The 18,110-nt window shown below is 53.6% G+C and carries 14 protein-coding genes; 11 read left to right on the forward strand and 3 right to left on the reverse strand.

All coding sequences use genetic code 11. From position 1 onward, the window contains the following. Window positions 1-9 precede the first annotated feature (9 nt). The gene (locus tag ACP9M6_RS09025) at window positions 10-522 is read left to right on the forward strand and encodes a DUF1993 domain-containing protein (protein WP_427450399.1); all 513 of its coding nucleotides are present in this window, start codon (window positions 10-12) and stop codon (window positions 520-522) included. 884 nt (window positions 523-1,406) lie between these two features. Here ACP9M6_RS09025 and uvrA read toward each other — a convergent pair. Continuing rightward, window positions 1,407-4,259, reverse strand: coding sequence for an excinuclease ABC subunit UvrA (gene uvrA, locus ACP9M6_RS09030; RefSeq protein ID WP_427450401.1), 2,853 nt, complete (start codon window positions 4,257-4,259; stop codon window positions 1,407-1,409). Between the two features lie 154 nt (window positions 4,260-4,413). Between uvrA and ssb the strand changes: the two genes are divergently transcribed. From ssb to ACP9M6_RS09050, 4 genes are all read left to right on the forward strand, one after another. Beyond that, window positions 4,414-4,959: a single-stranded DNA-binding protein gene (gene ssb, locus ACP9M6_RS09035; protein WP_427454775.1), complete on the forward strand. Its 546-nt coding sequence runs from the start codon at window positions 4,414-4,416 to the stop codon at window positions 4,957-4,959. Window positions 4,960-5,018: 59 nt separating this feature from the next. Next, window positions 5,019-5,381: a DUF1428 domain-containing protein gene (locus ACP9M6_RS09040; protein WP_427450402.1), complete on the forward strand. Its 363-nt coding sequence runs from the start codon at window positions 5,019-5,021 to the stop codon at window positions 5,379-5,381. Between the two features lie 104 nt (window positions 5,382-5,485). Beyond that, window positions 5,486-6,337, forward strand: coding sequence for an RnfABCDGE type electron transport complex subunit D (locus tag ACP9M6_RS09045; RefSeq protein ID WP_427450403.1), 852 nt, complete (start codon window positions 5,486-5,488; stop codon window positions 6,335-6,337). Beyond that, window positions 6,312-7,685: a DUF2330 domain-containing protein gene (locus ACP9M6_RS09050; protein WP_427450405.1), complete on the forward strand. Its 1,374-nt coding sequence runs from the start codon at window positions 6,312-6,314 to the stop codon at window positions 7,683-7,685. The genes ACP9M6_RS09045 and ACP9M6_RS09050 overlap by 26 nt, the downstream gene beginning before the upstream one ends. A gap of 101 nt (window positions 7,686-7,786) precedes the next feature. Here the strand turns inward: ACP9M6_RS09050 and ACP9M6_RS09055 are convergent, their stop codons facing one another. Continuing rightward, window positions 7,787-8,323, reverse strand: a complete 537-nt coding sequence (locus ACP9M6_RS09055) for a superoxide dismutase family protein (protein ID WP_427450407.1) — start codon at window positions 8,321-8,323, stop codon at window positions 7,787-7,789. Between the two features lie 96 nt (window positions 8,324-8,419). On the opposite strand from ACP9M6_RS09055, the gene gyrA reads away from it, so the two are divergent. From gyrA to ACP9M6_RS09075, 4 genes are all read left to right on the forward strand, one after another. Next, complete coding sequence (gyrA, locus tag ACP9M6_RS09060; RefSeq protein ID WP_427450408.1) at window positions 8,420-11,182, forward strand: DNA gyrase subunit A; 2,763 nt, start codon at window positions 8,420-8,422, stop codon at window positions 11,180-11,182. A 225-nt stretch (window positions 11,183-11,407) separates the two neighbouring features. Next, entirely contained in the window at window positions 11,408-13,222 is a 1,815-nt protein-coding gene (locus ACP9M6_RS09065) for a YadA-like family protein (RefSeq protein ID WP_427450410.1), read from the forward strand. Window positions 13,223-13,318: 96 nt separating this feature from the next. Next, window positions 13,319-15,547: a penicillin acylase family protein gene (locus tag ACP9M6_RS09070; RefSeq protein WP_427450412.1), complete on the forward strand. Its 2,229-nt coding sequence runs from the start codon at window positions 13,319-13,321 to the stop codon at window positions 15,545-15,547. Further along, on the forward strand, window positions 15,547-16,263 hold the full coding sequence (locus ACP9M6_RS09075) for a hypothetical protein (protein ID WP_427450414.1): 717 nt from the start codon (window positions 15,547-15,549) through the stop codon (window positions 16,261-16,263). Before ACP9M6_RS09070 ends, ACP9M6_RS09075 begins: the two co-directional genes overlap by 1 nt. Window positions 16,264-16,292: 29 nt before the next feature. Here the strand turns inward: ACP9M6_RS09075 and ACP9M6_RS09080 are convergent, their stop codons facing one another. Further along, window positions 16,293-16,577: a hypothetical protein gene (locus ACP9M6_RS09080; protein WP_427450415.1), complete on the reverse strand. Its 285-nt coding sequence runs from the start codon at window positions 16,575-16,577 to the stop codon at window positions 16,293-16,295. 119 nt (window positions 16,578-16,696) lie between these two features. Between ACP9M6_RS09080 and coaD the strand changes: the two genes are divergently transcribed. Together coaD and ACP9M6_RS09090 are read left to right on the forward strand one after the other, a co-directional pair. Then, a complete protein-coding gene (gene coaD, locus ACP9M6_RS09085) occupies window positions 16,697-17,188 on the forward strand; it encodes a pantetheine-phosphate adenylyltransferase (RefSeq protein ID WP_427450417.1) in 492 nt (163 codons plus the stop codon). Then, window positions 17,185-18,102 (forward strand): peptidylprolyl isomerase, encoded by a 918-nt coding sequence (locus tag ACP9M6_RS09090; protein WP_427450418.1) that lies wholly within the window; start codon window positions 17,185-17,187, stop codon window positions 18,100-18,102. Before coaD ends, ACP9M6_RS09090 begins: the two co-directional genes overlap by 4 nt. Window positions 18,103-18,110: the final 8 nt, after the last annotated feature.

Below are 18,110 nucleotides of genomic sequence, written 5' to 3' on the forward strand. Positions count from 1 at the left end.
GAGGACTGCATGTCCACACTCTCAATGTCCAATGCCGTCCAAGCCCTGCCACGCCTGCTGGATAATCTCGCCCATCTTCTGCGCAAGGCGGAAGCCAATGCTGCGGAGCGTGGCATCGAGGCGGAGGTCTTTCTGAATGCGCGGCTGGCGCCGGATATGTGGCCATTGGCGAAACAGGTCCAGACCTGCGCCGAACTCGCTAAGAATGCGCCGTTCCGCATCGCGGGAATTGAGCCGCCGAGCTATGAGGGAGCACCAACGAATTTCGAGGAATGTTTCGAAGTACTGGAGACAGCCAAAGCGGATATGGCGAAAGTGACAGCCGCGGATCTGGACGGCAAGGAAAGCCGCGAATTTTCCGTCAAGATGGGCCCGCGCGGTGAAATGGATTTCACGGGTATTTCCTATCTTTCGGGCTTCACTCTTCCCAATATCCACTTCCACGTGACAACGGTTTATAACCTCCTCCGTCATAACGGTGTGCCCTTGGGTAAGATAGATTACTTCGGCGGTGGCCTCTAGCGGCAGACAAGCGAAAGGTGCGACCGACGATCTGCGCGTGCGGCGGGGTGTTCAAATAATAAGCGGGACGTCCGCGTGGTGACCTCCCGCGATGGGGAAACCAGAGAGAAAAAAGTTTTTACGCAAGAGGCCAAGCGCGTGAGACTGGTAAAGTGGTCGGCGATACCGTTACTTATCCAAATCTCTGAGCCTATCGGTTGTAAATCGACAAACTCATGACGCTTTGTGTATTTGGCTGACGCCAATTACACTGCCACGCGGTAGCGGTTTTTGAAGAAACGGCCGGTCGAATAAACCCCGGAGTCCACCCACTTGGAATGGCCGGTCGGCTCTCGTTTCTAAAAGTCCGGCACAGTCCGGCTTCTCACAGCCGGATGCTCAACCCCACCATCTTTCAGTACCAGCAAGCGAGGCCCCGCCTGTCCCGTGTCTGAAAGAACAGATTGAATATGGCACAGGTTTTATAAGTGCTGGGGTATTCTCTCAAAACTTTCGTCAACTGTTCCTGGACTTGATCCGGGACCCATGCGACTCTGGTGCAAGTTGTGACGGTGAAGATGGAGATAACCGATTGTTCCGTAGGAATACTTTAATACAACGCCCAATGAGAACTTATGCGCATGGGTCCCGGGTCGAGCCCGGGAACACAATACGCTGAAATCTTGCATAAGCGGGGATTAAGTTTTTCGCCACCCACCACACCGTCATCCCGACGCCAATGGATGAGGGACCTATCGCCTGTAAACGAAACCTAAAGCTCTGTAATCGTTAGGCCCCGCATCAGCGCCCTGCGGGCTGGTGCGGCGTGACAATTGGGAGAGCTACGGAAAATCTCGAGAGACTACCAAACTTGAAATCATTCACAGTCTATCCAGGTTTTGCGATTACCCCGCCCGCGCGGCATGTTTTTCCAACATGGGTTTGAGGAATCGTCCGGTCCAGCTGGTCTCGATTTCGGCGATATCCTCCGGTGTGCCGACGCCGACGATTTCGCCGCCGCCATCGCCGCCTTCGGGGCCGATGTCGATGACCCAGTCTGCGGTTTTCACGACGTCGAGATTATGCTCGATGATAATCATCGTATTGCCTGTGCCGACAAGTTCATTCAGCACGCCGAGGAGTTTATTGACGTCCTCGAAATGGAGGCCCGTTGTTGGCTCGTCCAGAATATAGAGCGTGCGCCCCGTCGCGCGTTTGGCGAGTTCTTTGGCGAGTTTGACGCGCTGTGCTTCACCGCCGGAGAGCGTCGTCGCCTGTTGCCCGACTTTGAGGTAACCGAGTCCGACGCGTTGTAGTGTCACCATCTTGTCCCGAATGGGCGGGACGGCTTTGAAGAAATCCGCCGCTTCCTCAACCGTCATGGCGAGGATGTCGGCGATGGATTTGCCTTTGAATTTGATCTCAAGCGTCTCGCGGTTATAGCGCGCGCCCTTACAGACATCGCATTCGACATAGATGTCGGGCAGGAAGTGCATTTCGATTTTGATCACGCCGCCGCCTTGACAGGCTTCGCAGCGCCCGCCCTTGACGTTGAAGCTGAAGCGACCGGGTTTATATCCGCGTGTTTTGGCTTCGGGCAGTCCGGCAAACCAATCGCGAATGGGCGTGAAGGCCCCCGTATAGGTCGCGGGGTTGGAGCGCGGCGTCCGGCCAATCGGGGACTGGTCGATATTGATGATCTTGTCGAGCTGGTCGAGCCCTTCGACACTGTCATGCGGCATGGGTTGGACTGAGGATTTGTTAAGCGTCCGCGCCGCCTGTTTATACAGCGTCTCCATGGTTAGGGTGGATTTCCCGCCACCAGAGACACCTGTCACGCAGGTCATTAGGCCCATGGGGAAATCGACATCGACATCTTTCAAGTTGTTGCCACGCGCGCCCTTGACTGCGATGACTTTTTTCTTGTCGAATTTGCGGCGCTTAGTAGGAACGGCGATTTCTTTTTTGCCGACCAGATATTGTCCGGTGATTGATTTCTTTGACTTCTTGATTTTCGCAGGTGTCCCCGCGACGAGGACTTCGCCGCCATGCACGCCGGCTTTCGGGCCCATATCGACGACGTAATCCGCCGTCAGGATCGCGTCTTCATCATGCTCTACAACGATTACCGTATTCCCGAGATCGCGCAGTTCTTGCAGCGTTTGTAGGAGCCGTTCATTATCCCGCTGATGCAGGCCAATGGAGGGTTCGTCGAGAACGTAAAGAACACCCGTCAGGCCCGAACCAATTTGCGAGGCGAGGCGGATGCGCTGGCTTTCCCCGCCTGAAAGGGAGCCTGACCCACGACCCAGAGTCAGATAGTCGAGACCGACCGCGTTTAGGAATTTCAGGCGGTCGAGAATCTCTTTCAAAATCCGTTCTGCAATCTCCATCTCTTTTGCAGAAAGGGTGGTCCGCAGACGGTCAAACCGTTCATAGGCGAGTTTGATCGATAGTTCTCCCGGAATGGAAATATCCATATCCGCGACGCGCACCGATAGAGCTTCGGGGCGGAGACGCTTGCCGCCGCAGCTCTCGCATTCCGCGTCGGACATATATTTGGAAAGCTCCTCGCGCATCCATGTGGAGTCTGTCTCGCGGTAGCGGCGGTCCAGATTCGGGATGACGCCTTCAAAGGGTTTCGTCGTTTTATAGCTGCGTTTGCCGTCCTTATATTCGAACTTAATCGACGTGCCGCCCGTGCCGTAGAGCACGACGAATTTCGCATCGTCGGAGAGTTTGGACCACGGTTTGTCCACGCTGAATTTGTAATGTTTCGCGAGCGCTTTCAGCGTTTGCATATAAAGACTGCTCGGCGTTTTCGACCACGGTACAATCGCGCCACCGGCGAGGCTGCGCGATGTGTCCTGCACGATCAACTGCTCGTCAAATTTCAATTCTTTACCCAATCCGTCACAGGTCGGGCAGGCGCCGTTGGGGTTGTTGAACGAGAAGAGGCGCGGTTCGATTTCCGCGAGGGTGAAGCCGGAGACGGGACAGGCGAATTTCTCGGAGAACAGCATCCGCTCGCCCGTATCAGCATTTTCCGCGACGGCGAGACCGTCCGCGAGACGAAGCGCCTGTTCTATCGAATCGGCGAGGCGCGTTTCCAATCCTTCGCGCACGACGACACGGTCGACGACAACATCAATGTCATGCTTGAATTTCTTGTCGAGATCCGGCGCATCTTCAATCCGGACCAATTCGCCATTAATTTTGGCGCGCTGGAATCCGAGACGCATATATTCAGCGAGGTCTTTTTTGAACTCGCCTTTCCGGTTCCGGACGACGGGCGCAAGAATGTAGAGTTTCGTTTTTTCGGGCAACGCCATCGTCCGGTCGACCATCTGACTAACCGTCTGGCTCTCAATGGGCAGGCCTGTCGCGGGCGAATAGGGAATGCCGACCCGCGCCCAGAGCAGGCGCATATAATCATAGATTTCAGTGACTGTGCCGACGGTGGAGCGCGGGTTCTTACTCGTCGTTTTCTGCTCAATGGAAATCGCGGGGGAGAGGCCTTCAATCGAATCGACATCCGGCTTGGACTGCAGCTCCAAGAACTGCCGCGCATAGGCCGAGAGCGACTCGACATATCGGCGCTGGCCTTCCGCATAGATCGTGTCAAAAGCGAGGGAGGATTTGCCCGACCCGGATAGGCCTGTAATCACGATCAACTTGTCGCGGGGCAAATCTACATCGACGCTTTTGAGATTATGTTCGCGCGCGCCGCGGACTTCGATATTTTTCAGCATGGCCATGGGGAAGGGTCTCGGTTCTTAACAGGTTATCTACGCGCGGGCGTGGACTTAGGGGGCTGTCACAATCAAAACAAGTCAGACTCAGCCGCCCTCTTGCAGTGATAAGGTGGAGTGGCTAGAACATAATGAGAACAAAAATACAATAGGTGGTATGATGGCAGGTTCAGTCAATAAGGTAATCCTCGTCGGGAATGTCGGAAACGATCCGGAAGTCCGCACATTCGGTAATGGCGGGAAGGTCGCGAATATCAGTCTCGCCACGTCCGAGAACTGGCGTGATAAGCAAAGTGGTGAACGTCGCGAGAAAACGGAATGGCACCGTGTTGCCATTTTCGGTGAAGGTCTTGTGGGTGTCGTTGAGCGCTACGTTAAAAAAGGCTCCAAGCTCTATATCGAAGGCAAGCTGCAAACGCGTAAGTGGCAAGACCGCGACGGCAATGATAAATACACAACGGAAATTGTCCTTCAGGGGCCGGGCAGCAATATGACTATGCTAGACAGCGCCGGCAGCCAAGGTGGTGGCGGCGGAAATGTCGGCTATGGCGGCGGAGGCGGTGGACGTTCCGGTGGCGGTGGTGGCGGAGGCTACAACCAGGACCGTGGTGGTTACGGCAATATGGATCAGGGCGGTTCGCGCAGTGCGTCCTCGCAAGAGGGTCCTAAACAGGACTTCGATCTGGACGATGAAATTCCGTTTTAGGCGCTAATTGTCCCTTTTTGCGTAAGTCTGCTATAGGCCTCCCATTATAGGAGGATAATATGGCGGTTCAGGGTAAATACGTGGACGGCTTTTTGCTGGCCGTTCCTAATGATAAAAAGACTGAATATATTGAGCAAGCCGAGACCTTCGCGCGAGTCATGCGAAAATACGGCTTGTTAGAATATGTTGAAAGCTGGGGTGATGATTTGCCCGAGGGTAAAGTCAACTCATTCCATACCGCCGTTATTCGAAAAGATAACGAAAATGTCGTGTTTTCCTTCTGTACATGGCCGGATAAAGAAACGCGAGACAAAGGCTGGGAAGAGGCCATGAAGGATCCGGAACTGCAAATGGATCCTGAGGACATGCCGTGGGATGGAAAGCGGATGATTTGGGGCGGCTTTAAAAAAATTGTTGGTTAGCTCTCTTTCTCATCTAACCCATTTGTAACGCAAAACCCTACCTGCGCCCTATTGTCGCCATATCTTCCTCTTCTATAGTTACACTGTAACACAAAGGGGTGGCTGTGACGGCTTCACGTATTCTCAAATTCCTCTGGGCGGACCCGCGCCACTATCAGATTGGCGTCTTGGGTACGCTCATCCTGCTCGGCGCATCGCATTTTGCTTTTCATTTGCCGTGGTGGCATGCCGTTGGATGTGTCGGCGCGACGCTGGGCACACAGGCGCTCGCAGATCGCGCAATTGGCCGGCCTTTTGATCCGCGTAGTCCGTTAATCTCAGCCTTTTCTCTGACGCTTCTGCTCCGCACCGGCTCAATCACGCTCTCCATCGCGGCGGGTATCATTGCAGTCCTCTCAAAATACCTCATTCGCTGGCAGGGAAAGCACATCTTCAATCCTGCCAATTTCGGACTCGTGATTGTCTCGCTCCTCTTTGGTGCAGCTTGGATTTCACCGCGGCAGTGGGGGCAGGCGACTTTATTTGCGCTGCTCTTGCTCGCACTGGGCGGTGTTGTGACGGGCAAGGCGAAGCGCTGGGATGTGTCGATTGCCTTGCTTGTTTTCTACGCCTCGCTCGTCCTTGGACGCGCGCTCTGGCTCGGCGACCCTCTCGCGATTCCCATCCATCAAATGCAATCGGGTGCGCTGCTCATCTTTGCGTTTTTCATGATTTCTGACCCGAAGACGACGCCGGATTCGCGGGCGGGGCGTGTGCTTTTTGCCGCGATGGTCGCGACGCTGGGTTTTATCATTCAATTCCACTTGTTCAACGCGGCAGGCATTATTCTCGCGCTCATTCTCTGTGCGCCGACCGTGCCGTTGATTGACCGTTTTCTTCCCGCTGGCCGCTATCATTGGCCAACGACCCTCTCCCTGAAAGGAGCTTCCCATGAAACTCTCACACCTGCTGAGTAGCGCCCTCGCATTCGGCGTTCTGACCACCGCCACATCGGCGCAGGCCTTTTGTGGCTTCTATGTCGCGAAGGCCGGGACGGACCTGTTCAATCAATCGTCCAAAGTCGCGCTGATGCGGGACGGCGACCGTACGGTCATAACGATGGCCAATGATTATCAGGGTGACCTGACCGAATTTGCGATGGTCATTCCCGTGCCGACCGCGATTAAACGGGAGCAGGTTCATATTAGTAATCCGGCGATCCTGAAACATTTGGATGCCTATACCGCGCCGAGATTGGTGGAGTATTTTGATGATAATCCTTGCGATCAAAGACTGATATTGGAGTTTCAACGCGGTGCCGTCAACGATGTGGTCGTTACCACAGGTACGCGTAGTAGAGCCAAATCCCTCGGCGTGACGATTGAAGATGAATTCACCGTTGGGGAATATGACATTCAACTCCTCTCTGCCGAGCAATCGGATGGGCTGATGACCTATCTTGACGAAAACGGCTATCAGGTGCCGGACGGGGCCGGGCGTATCCTTGGCTCCTACATCAAACAGGATATGAAATTCTTCGTCGCCAAAGTAAATTTGGAGGAGCAATCCCAGACCGGAAATGAATATCTCCGTCCCATAGCCGTCGCGTTTGAGTCGCCGAAATTCATGCTCCCTATCCGTCTCGGCACGTTAAATGCGCGGGGAGAGCAAGACTTGTTCGTCTATGCGCTGACCCGTGACGGGCAAGTTGAGACAACCAATTACCGAACACAGAAAATCCCAACGGGGCAGGAGCTTCCTGTTTATATCAAAGATGAATTTCCGGACTTCTATAAGAGCATGTATAAGACCGCCGCCAAACGTGAGGGCGGGCACGGCGTATTCATGGAATATGCGTGGGACATGAATTGGTGCGACCCCTGCGCCGCAGACCCGCTCTCGCCTGAAGAGTTACAGGAACTGGGCGTGTTCTGGCAGGCCAGCAATCAATCGCCCCGTCGCGGCGGGAAATCGCTCGCGCGGGATGTTTTCGTGACCCGTTTACATGTGCGCTATGATGCGAAGAGTTTCCCCGAGGACCTGAAATTTAAAACGACCGGCAACCGTCAGAACTTCCAAGGCCGCTACGTCCTCCGCCACGCTTATGAGGGCGAGATGAAATGCGAGGCCGCGAAAGACTACAAGGTCGCGGTTAATAAGCGGAAAGACGAAGAAGTGAAGGTCCTCGCCAATCTGACCGGATGGGATCGGAAAGATATCTGGAAAGATATTGAGGACGCGGGAGTCGGGACCAAATTCGAAATTCGCGATGATAAAGAAGATCGCGGACCGACATGGTGGAAGAGTATTTGGGACGACGAGTAATTCCTAGTGTATCAAATTAACCCTCTGAGCCGGTTGTAGATAGCACCGAAGGGCAAAGCCCTTCGGTTCCTTTGCATTAGATTGACAATCAAATGCTTGCGTCAACCAGCAGGAATAACCGCACAAGCAATACGTGGTCCTGCTGCACCGCTGGGCTGGCTTTCATAATCATCGGCTTTCGCATGGATGATGAGGGCGGAGCCGTCTGCGTCCATCAGGGCGGGCAGACCGTTTGTGCCGCGGAGGGAGACTTTCTCATTCTCTATTTCGAACGACCCGGTTCCGTCTTGGTCGATTTCGATATTCATCATATCGCCCGCATGTGGCCCGTCTTCGACTTGACCGTGTGCGACATTGGCGGGGTTAAAGTGCCCGCCGGCGCTCGTGTAATCCGGTGCGACACATTTCCCCGTTTCGTGGATATGCATGGCGCTGATACCGGGCTCCAACCCCATAACCTGAACATCTAACTCTACGCCATCCGCACCATCGTCTTCGATCTCCAATGTTCCGATTTTGACGCCTGACGTATTCATAATGTCGACTGTCATCGTCTCTTCAGGGGCATCAGTTCCGCCGCAAGCGACAAGCAGAAGTGAAGCGGTGGCGAGCATTGAAATCATTGGTAATTTTGACATGGGGTCTCTCCATAAATTTGGGCGTCTGGTTTGAATACGTGGCGGCAAGGTGCTAGGTTCCACGAAATAATTCAACCCTGCCGAATCGAGTGCTGAATGGTCGACGAAACCGACATCCCCGAAGACGAAAATGGAGGCCCTAATCCGCCTCTGGAAGACGGGGTGACGCCGATCACGATCGAGGAGGAGATGAAACGCTCCTATCTCGATTACGCGATGAGTGTGATTGTCAGTCGCGCTATTCCGGACGTGCGTGACGGGTTGAAACCCGTGCATCGTCGCATTCTCTATTCGATGCATGAGAACGGATTTACGCGGGAGAAAGCCTACCGTAAATCCGCGCGGGTTGTGGGTGATGTGATAGGTAAATACCATCCGCATGGCGATACGGCCGTCTATGACGCGCTGGTCCGCATGGCGCAGGATTTCTCCATGCGTCTGCCATTGCTGGATGGGCAGGGGAACTTTGGCTCGGTGGACGGAGATCCGCCCGCCGCGATGCGATATACAGAAGTCCGGATGGACCGCCCTGCGGCGTCTCTGCTTGCGGATATTGAGAAGAATACGGTCAATTTTCAGGATAATTACGATTCATCCGAACAAGAACCTGTCGTTTTGCCTGCAAGGTTTCCGAACATCCTCGTCAATGGCGCGGGCGGTATTGCTGTGGGTATGGCGACAAACATTGCGCCGCATAATCTTGGCGAGGTGATTGAGGCGACACTGGCTCTGATGGAAAATGGCCAGCTCTCTGATGATGAATTATTGGAGATTATCCCCGGACCTGACTTCCCAACGGGTGGTCAGATCATGGGTCGGTCGGGTGCAAAACAGGGCGTCTTAACGGGCCGAGGCTCTGTCACAGTTCGTGCGGTCACCGCGATTGAGGAAATCCGCAAGGACCGTTTCGCGATTGTCGCGACGGAATTGCCTTATCAGGTCAATAAGGCGAACCTGCAAAAAAAGATCGTGGCCTTGGTCAATGATAAGAAGATCGAAGGCGTCTCCGGTGTCCGCGATGAATCTGACCGTGTCGGCATGCGCCTCGTCGTCGAGCTCAAGCGCGACGCCGTACCGGAAGTCGTGCTGAACCAACTCTTCCGCTACACACCGATGCAGCAGAATTTCAGCTCCAACATGCTCGCCCTGAATGGTGGTAAGCCGGAACAGATGAATGTCCGCGATATGCTGGAAGCGTTTCTAAGCTTCCGTGAGGACGTTATTGCGCGGCGGACGAAGTTCGACCTCGCCAAAGCCCGCGACCGCGCCCACATCCTTGTGGGCCTCGCCACGGCTGTTGCGAATATTGACGAAATTATTCGGATCATCCGGTCCTCCGCCAATCCAAAAGATGCGCGGGAAAACCTCCTCGCGCGGACATGGCCCGCCAAAGGTATGGGGGCGCTGATCAAATTGATCGCCGACCCACGCTCCAAATTGCTGGATGATGGCAATATCCAACTGACCGAAGAACAGGCAAAAGCCATTCTCGATCTGCGCCTCGTCAAGCTTACCGCACTCGGTATGGACGAAATTACAGAAGAAGCCGAGAAGCTTGCCGCGACCATCACCGACCTGCTCGATATCCTGCGCAGCCGCGCCCGCGTTCAGGCGATCATCTCGGAAGAACTCTCTGAAATCAAAGAGAAATATGCAACGCCGCGTCGCTCTGAATTCGTCGCGGGTGGGCTCGACTTCGAAGATGAAGACCTCATCGCCGTCGAAGATATGGTCGTCACAGTCACCGCGGCTGGGTATGTCAAACGGACGCCACTTGACACTTATCGTGCGCAACGCCGAGGCGGTAAAGGCCGCTCCGGCATGTCCATGAAGGACGAGGATTACGTTACAACCGTCTTCGTTGCGACAACTCACACGCCGGTTTTGTTCTTCTCCTCGACAGGCATGGCGTATAAACTCAAGGTTTGGAAACTCCCACCTGGTGGGCCGAATACACGCGGTAAAGCGCTCGTTAATCTGCTGCCACTCAGCCAAGACGAAAAGATCAATTCGATCATGGCGCTGCCCGAGAATGAGGAAGACTGGGCGGATATGGATATCCTCTTCGCCTCCCGCTCCGGCGGTGTGCGGCGGAACAGCCTGTCTGATTTCACCCGCGTCAACCGTAACGGCAAGATTGCGATGAAGCCGGATGAGGGTGATGGCATTGTCGATGTCCGTATTTGTTCCGAAGATGATGATGCCATGCTGACGACGGCCAATGGTAAATCCATTCGCTTCCGCACGACGGATATTCGTCGCTTTGTCGGTCGGACATCGTCGGGCGTGCGCGGTATTAAACTCGCAGATGGCGATGAAGTCATCTCCATGGCCATTCTGCGTCACGTTGATATCGAAACTGATGAAGCCCGCGCCTACATGAAACATGCCAATGCGACGCGCCGCGCGCTGGGGGATGAGACAGATGACGAGGCGGATGATCTCGAAGTCCAAACCTCGCTTGATGATGCACGCCTCGAATTCCTGCAGGCCAATGAACAATTCGTCCTGACCCTTGCCGATGATGGTCTGGGCAAGCGTAGTTCGTCTTATGATTATCGCTGCATGAATCGCGGCGGGCAGGGCGTGACCGCGCAAAATCTGGACCGTGGCAAAAAATCAGACGACGCCAAACTCGTCCGTTCGATGGGCATCGAGGAAGACAACCAGCTCATGATCGTCACCGATGGCGGTCAGCTCATCCGATGCCCCGTCCGCAACATCTCCATCGTCTCTCGCAGTGCGCGCGGCGTCACCGTCATCCGCGTCAAGGATGAGGAGCGCGTCGTGTCTGTCGAGCGGATTGAAGAGACGGAAGGTGAAGACGATTTCAGGTCCGAAAGTGAAATTGACATTTAATTTTGGGATTTGTTTGTTGAGGCCTCTATCAGTAAATTTAAGTTTCAATCAAATCTTTTAACCCCGGTTAAAAGATTTGAAGATATTCGTCTTAAATAAAGAAATTATTGAGTTTTTCCTTGCTTTTCTATCAATAGGTGTGGTTCCCTAAACTGGGATTTGTGGCTGTGTGTGATTTTGCGTGTGGTTTTGTTGTCCCTAACAACTACTTTTGGGAGATCAAACTTGACTCAATCATCATTTAAAAAACTTCTTTTCACATCAGCTGTGACATTTGCTGTGACAGGTTTTACTGTAAATTCGGCCTTTGCGCAGGTCGGGATGGCAGGACCTGATTCAATAGCAATCGGTAACAACTCGTCGGCACCGGCCGCTGTTGCAACGGCTGTTGGTAACGATGCCGAAGCGACGTCCAACCAGGCCTCTGCCTACGGTCACAGTTCTGAAGCGTCAGGATTTGCTTCGACGTCTATCGGTGCAAACTCGGAAGCTACGGATAGCCGTGCCACAGCTGTCGGCAGTATTGCCCGGGCAAACGGCGTTGATGCCACAGCAATTGGATCATTAGCGAGTGCTGAGGGGGCATCCACAACGTCCGTAGGTGGCCAGAGCCGGGCCAATGGAGCCGGAACAACAGCCGTAGGTTGGCGTTCACGCGCATTGGCGGAGCGGGCACAGGCTTTTGGTCATCTTGCGAGAGCAGAAGGCGTTCGTTCATTAGCTGTCGGCGAAGAAGCTGTTGCAGAAGGACAGGAGTCAATTGCACAGGGTAACCAGTCAACGGCATCCGGTGTTGACGCTATCGCCATTGGTACACAGGCTGTTGCAAATGGTAATTCTACAACTGTCGTCGGCGGTGAGGCCAACGCAGAAGGTCCTGGTGCGTCCGCCATTGGTTGGCGTTCAAATGCAAGTGCGGAGCGCGCACAGGCGTTTGGTCACTTGGCCAATGCGACTGGTGTACGTTCACTTGCAGTCGGCGAAGCCGCGCAATCCTCAGGTACAAATTCTACGGCAGTTGGTAACGAGTCTAATGCTTCTGGCGCTGTTTCGTCTGCATTTGGCAATAATGCCAATGCTTCCGGAAATCAGTCTTCAGCTTTCGGACATAACTCGGATGCTTCAGGGTTTGCTTCAACGTCCATTGGCGCAAATTCCGAGGCTGCTGGCGAAAGAGGAGCTTCGTTAGGCAGCCTTGCCCGCGCAAACGGTACTGATGCGGTTGCTATCGGGTCCCTTGCCGCTGCTGAAGGTACATCTACGACCTCAATTGGTGGACAAAGTCGTGCCCGCGACGCAGGGTCCACAGCCGTCGGTTGGCGTTCACGCGCACTGGCGGAGCGGGCGCAGGCTTTTGGTCATCTTGCGAACGCTTCCGGCGTGCGTTCTTTGGCTGTCGGTGAAGCTGCAGATGCGTCCGGTGCGGGTTCAATCGCACTTGGTAATCAATCTTCTGCCAGCGGCGAGGGTTCAATTGCCATTGGTGACGGTGTCGTCGCGACCGAAGACGGTCAGGTTGCCATTGGCGGCGAGTCCGCAACTTACCGTTTGTCCGGGTTGAATTCCGAGCAATCCTCTGCATCGCAAAGCGGTGAGATTGGTGTCGTTACAACTGATCGCCAAGGTAATCTGTCAACCGATTACTCCCTCTCAAATGCACTCGGTGCAAATACGGGACTTATTTCCCAGAACCAGGCAGCAATTGGATTGAACAGTGCCGCAATCGGTCTGAACCGTGACGCAATTTTGTCGAATACAAACGCTATTTTGGCAAATACAGGTGCGATTGGCGTGAATGCTGATGCAATCAAGAAAAACACAAGCGGCATTGCTGCCGCGATCGCTCTGGACACGGCCTATGTACCTATGGGTCATACGTTTGCAGTGTCAGGGGGGCTTGGCATCTATGACAGCGAAGGCGCGATCGCCGGGTCTGTTGCTTATCGTATCAGTGACAACGTCCAGTTTAACGGTGGTGTCACGACTGGTTTCGAAAATAGCGAGTTTGGTGGACGTGCTGGTTTTAATGCCAGCTGGTAATCGAACTGACTGATATAATCTGGAAAGCCCCGGCCAATCGGTCGGGGCTTTTGCATTCGGGGGTTAACTTGATATGTAAAGTGCAGGAGTCTGTTCATGAATTTTTTTAGATGTATTGCCCTTTCCGTTTCGAGTCTTGTTCTGCTCGCCTGTGATAGCCCGATAAGCCCGAATGAGACTTCATATATCGTCGAAATTCTGCGCGATGATTACGGTGTCCCGCACATCTACGGCCAAACCGATGCTGACGCCGTTTACGGCATGATCTATGCTCAGGCGGAGGATGATTTCCCCCGCATTGAGCGCAATTATGTCTGGGCGACGGGGCGCCTGGCGGAAGTGAAAGGCGAGGAGGCGCTGTTCTCTGATTTGCGCGCGCGGCTCTATATGACGATGGATGAGGCGAAGGCCGCCTATGCAGGTGCGCCGGAAGAGTTGAAAGCGCTCTGCGACGCTTGGGCGGCAGGGTTGAACGACTATCTCGCAGACCATCCCGATGTCACACCGGAACTGCTGACGCGGTTCGAGCCGTGGATGCCGATGTTCTTTTCCGAAGGGTCGATTGGCGGAGATATTGAGCAAATTCCACTGGACGGCATTCGCAAGTTTTATGGTGGAGCGCCGCCCGGATTGAGGTCTTTGGATGAGATTATTCAGGAGCGTAGTTTGATGCAAAATGGTCCCGAAACAGGGACTGAAACTGAGATATTTGATAGTAGCGAACCTGGGGGCTCAAACGGTATTGCCCTGTCTGGTGATTTGACACGCAGCGGCGATGCGATGCTCCTTATCAATCCACATACGAGCTTTTATTTTCGTCCAGAAGTCCATGTTGTGAGCGAGGAGGGATTGAATGCTTACGGCGCGGTCACCTGGGGTCAATTCTTTGTTTATCAGGGGTTTTCCGAACATAATGGCTGGATGCACACCTCCACCTATGTCGATTTTATCGATGAGTTTGTAGAAGAAATTTACAGAGATCGCGATGGTGAATTGAAGTATCTCTACGGCGATGAAATCCGTGATGTCGAAACAGGATCTGTGACCCTGCGATATAAGGATGGCGACGATTTTTCAGAGCGGACTTTCCCGACTTATCACACCCATCATGGCCCCATCACCCACACGCATAGCGACGGCCGCTGGACGGTGACAAAGATCAATTGGGATCCCGTCAATGCGCTGCAGCAGAGCTTTATTCGGACGAAAACAAAGAACCATGCCGAGTTCCGCGAGATGATGGATATCCGGACGAACTCGTCAAATAATACAGTCTATGCGGATGCCGACGGCACCATCGCCTATTATCACGGCAATTTCGTCCCGAAACGCGATCCGCAATTCGACTATTCCCGTCCCGTTGACGGCAGTGATTCGCGCACGGATTGGAATGGTGTCCACACGGTGGAGGAGGCGATCACGATTACAAACCCTGCGACGGGATGGATACAAAACGCCAATTCCACGCCCTTCACGGCGGCGGGCGAGGGTAGTCCAAAGCGTGAGAATTATCCCGCCTATATGGCCCCGGATAAGGAGAATTTCCGTGGTATTCACGCCGTGCGTCTGCTGGAAAATGCGGAAGACATGACGATGGAGAGCCTGATTGAACTGGCCTATAATCCCGCCCTTCCGGCCTTTGAGATTATTATTCCGAGTTTGGTCGACGTCTATGAATCGTCAAACCGAGACCCGTCATTGGCAGAGCCTATTGCGGTGTTGAAATCATGGGATTACACCTCATCCGCCGAGTCTGTTGCGATGGCTCTGGCGCATTTTTACGGCATGGAAATCCTGCAAAATGCTGACCGTCCGAGAGACCGTATGAGCCGGATGGAATTGCTGACCCATATCGCGACAGAGGCCGAGGGGGCAGAGCAATTAGCACTTTTTGCCTCGGCGCTGGAAAAGATGACGGCGGACTATGGTGATTGGAACACGCCTTGGGGCGAGATTAACCGTTTCCAACGTCTCACCGGCGATATTGATCAACCGCATGATGACGCTGCGCCGAGCTTTCCCGTCGGCATGGCATCCGGTCGATGGGGCGCGCTGGCCGCTTATGGCGCGCGGCAAGCCAATGGCTCGAAAAAACTCTATGGCTATCGCGGGAATAGTTTTGTCGCCGTCGTTGAATTTGGTGATGAGGTTAAGGCTAAGACTTTACTCGCGGGCGGGCAGAGCGGCGACCCCGACTCTCCGCATTTTACCGATCAGGTCGAGGATTACATAGCCGGACGGTTCAAAGAGATACCGTATTATCGGGCAGATGTAGAAGCACGGGCCGTTGAACGTTACGCGCCCGGTGAAAGGGGAGAAAAGTGATGAAACGTGTTTTAGCGAGTTTGATGTCTGCGGTTTTATTCGCGGGCTGCGCAACGACAGATGGGGGTGGTTCCGAGATCGAAGACACGATCTATACCGGCTTTTCCGAGCTTGCGGATGGAACCATGAAACAGAATATGCGCGGCTTCATCTGTCCTGCAGAAATAGACGGCCTTCTTCTTTCCAGGGCGGAGCTGATAGGGTCTGCTGGTCGCGATGCTTTTTGCAATTATAACAGTGATGATGGTCGTATATACACGGTCTATCTGAGCGATTTCCCGGATTATTCAACTGACGATTATTTCAGATTTTCCATGCGGGATACTGGCGGGGTAATGGAACAATCGGGTTACGAAATTGATGATGAGCTGTCAGACACGTGTGGATTATCGTCTTTGGATGCGGCGGCCTTGCTCAAGGGTTTTGCAAATATGGAAGGCAATAATATTCAAATCGGGCAAGACCCTGCGACGGTTTTTGTCGGGACTGGAAAGCTCTCCATCCTGACGGTCTCAACGGTTCAGCCGGGTCAGTATTTGAAATTTAGGTACACGTTTGCGGGTTCAGGTGAAGCAGATACGGAAACCGCCTGTGACTTTTTGCGGGACCGCAGTCTCATCCATCAGAAAGAGATCAAAGCCGCGACGGGCGACGAGTCCTCTGACGATGAAAAGATGTGGGAGCTTATCGAGAGCCTATCTGGCGAAAAAGAGTAGAAAAGCCTCAGGCGAGGCTCTTCTCACATCTAGCGGTTCAAAATATCGCGGAGGTTTTCGCTGACGTCTGTGAGGCGCGCCCGCATTGTGGAAGACGGTGCGTCTTGTCCGGGGAGCAGGCCTCCCAGTCTCGATACGTAGCGGACGACTGTATCGCGGTTTGAACGCGTGGCGAGTGCAAATCCAACCGCGCCCAAGATAGCAGCGCCTGCGACGACGCCTAGCGTAACTTGCGTTTTGCGTCGCTTAGCCAATTCATGATTATCACGCGAGATGAGCGCATTTTCAATTTTTGTGCTGGGTGTCCGGGGCATATTTTCTCCTATAATGTTCACAGAATTAATGCGGGAGCACGCCCAACGTTCCCGACTAAGTCAAAAGATGTGCCAAACAAGTTCTAGAAACATGGGTGCGAGCCTCTATAACACCTGCCATGACAAAACGTATTGCGCTCTATCCCGGCACTTTTGATCCCATGACTCTGGGGCATCTGGATATTATGAAACGGGCCTCACGGCTCTGCGATAAGCTCATTATTGGGGTGGCCATTAATCGCGCCAAAAACCCGCTCTTTGGTCTCGATGATCGCGTTCAGATGGTTGAGCATGTCGTCGCGCCCTTTCGGGATCGTATCGAGGTTGATGTGCTGCCTTTTGAGGGCCTGCTGATACATTTCGTTGAAAATTGTGGGGCCTCGATGATAGTGCGCGGCCTAAGGGCGGTGAGTGATTTTGAATATGAATTTCAGATGGCCGGTATGAATGATCGTTTGAACCCGGATATTGAAACCGTATTCCTGATGTCCGATCCGCAATATCAAACGATTGCCAGTCGTTTGGTCAAAGAAATAGCAAGATTGGGTGGGGACGTCTCACAATTCGTCACACCCGAAGTTGAAGCCAGATTGAAAGATAAATTCACATGACACTTCGTTTTGTAACGGCTGCCGCTCTGACAGCTACGCTTTTCATTGCGGGCTGTAACGCGGAAAAACCCGAAACACCGGCAACCCTTCCAACGTCTATTGCGACGACATCTGAGACCGGCTTTACGGCCCCGGACGAGGCTTGGCGTACGGTTGATCCGGAAAATATGATCGTTATTGATACGAAATATGGCGATATCGCCATTGAGCTCTATCCCGAAATTGCGCCGAACCATGTGGCGCAAATCAAAGCGCTGGCGCGGTCCGGATTTTATGACAATGTTCCGTTTCACCGCGTCATTGACGGGTTTATGAACCAGACGGGTGACGGCTCCAATGGCGACGGAACAGGCGATTCGGATTTGCCGAATATTGATGCGGAATTCACCTTCCGCCGCGGGGCGGATATGCCCTTTACACTCATCACGGCGGAGCAGGTCGGAGAGGGTGAAATCGGCATCGGGTTTTACAAGGCGCTACCCATTGCCAGTCAGTCCACAGCTCAGGCGAGCCTGACGGAAGATAATAAAGTCAATGCGTTCGGTCTCCATTGTAAAGGCGTGACATCCATGGCGCGGACGAGTGATCCGAATAGTGCCAATAGCCAGTTTTTCCTCATGCGCGCGCAGGCAGAACATCTCGACACGCAATATACAATCTGGGGCAATACAGTCATGGGATATGAGCATTTGGACAAACCCATTGTCGGCACAATCGGTCAAATCCCGGATTGGGTGCCGGACCGGATGAATGAGGTCGAGGTTGCGGCCGATATGGAAGAAGATGAACGTCCAATCGTGCAGGTCCTGAAAACGGATAGTCCGGCTTTTAACAACTGGTTAAAAAGCCAGAAAAATGAAGATGGCACCTATCCTAATATCTGCAATCTGCCAGTGCCGACACGGGTTTTATAAACGGTCCG

It is taken from the genome of Litorimonas sp. WD9-15 (assembly GCF_050271975.1).
Taxonomy (GTDB): Bacteria; Pseudomonadota; Alphaproteobacteria; order Caulobacterales; family Maricaulaceae; genus Litorimonas.

Coding starts and splice junctions, on each gene's coding strand:
- ACP9M6_RS09025 (WP_427450399.1), top strand. CDS start 10: ATGTCCACACTCTCAATGTCCAATGCCGTCCAAGCCCTGCCACGCCTG.
- uvrA (WP_427450401.1), bottom strand. CDS start 4,259: ATGGCCATGCTGAAAAATATCGAAGTCCGCGGCGCGCGCGAACATAAT.
- ssb (WP_427454775.1), top strand. CDS start 4,414: ATGGCAGGTTCAGTCAATAAGGTAATCCTCGTCGGGAATGTCGGAAAC.
- ACP9M6_RS09040 (WP_427450402.1), top strand. CDS start 5,019: ATGGCGGTTCAGGGTAAATACGTGGACGGCTTTTTGCTGGCCGTTCCT.
- ACP9M6_RS09050 (WP_427450405.1), top strand. CDS start 6,312: ATGAAACTCTCACACCTGCTGAGTAGCGCCCTCGCATTCGGCGTTCTG.
- ACP9M6_RS09055 (WP_427450407.1), bottom strand. CDS start 8,323: ATGTCAAAATTACCAATGATTTCAATGCTCGCCACCGCTTCACTTCTG.
- gyrA (WP_427450408.1), top strand. CDS start 8,420: ATGGTCGACGAAACCGACATCCCCGAAGACGAAAATGGAGGCCCTAAT.
- ACP9M6_RS09070 (WP_427450412.1), top strand. CDS start 13,319: ATGAATTTTTTTAGATGTATTGCCCTTTCCGTTTCGAGTCTTGTTCTG.
- ACP9M6_RS09075 (WP_427450414.1), top strand. CDS start 15,547: ATGAAACGTGTTTTAGCGAGTTTGATGTCTGCGGTTTTATTCGCGGGC.
- ACP9M6_RS09080 (WP_427450415.1), bottom strand. CDS start 16,577: ATGCCCCGGACACCCAGCACAAAAATTGAAAATGCGCTCATCTCGCGT.
- coaD (WP_427450417.1), top strand. CDS start 16,697: ATGACAAAACGTATTGCGCTCTATCCCGGCACTTTTGATCCCATGACT.
- ACP9M6_RS09090 (WP_427450418.1), top strand. CDS start 17,185: ATGACACTTCGTTTTGTAACGGCTGCCGCTCTGACAGCTACGCTTTTC.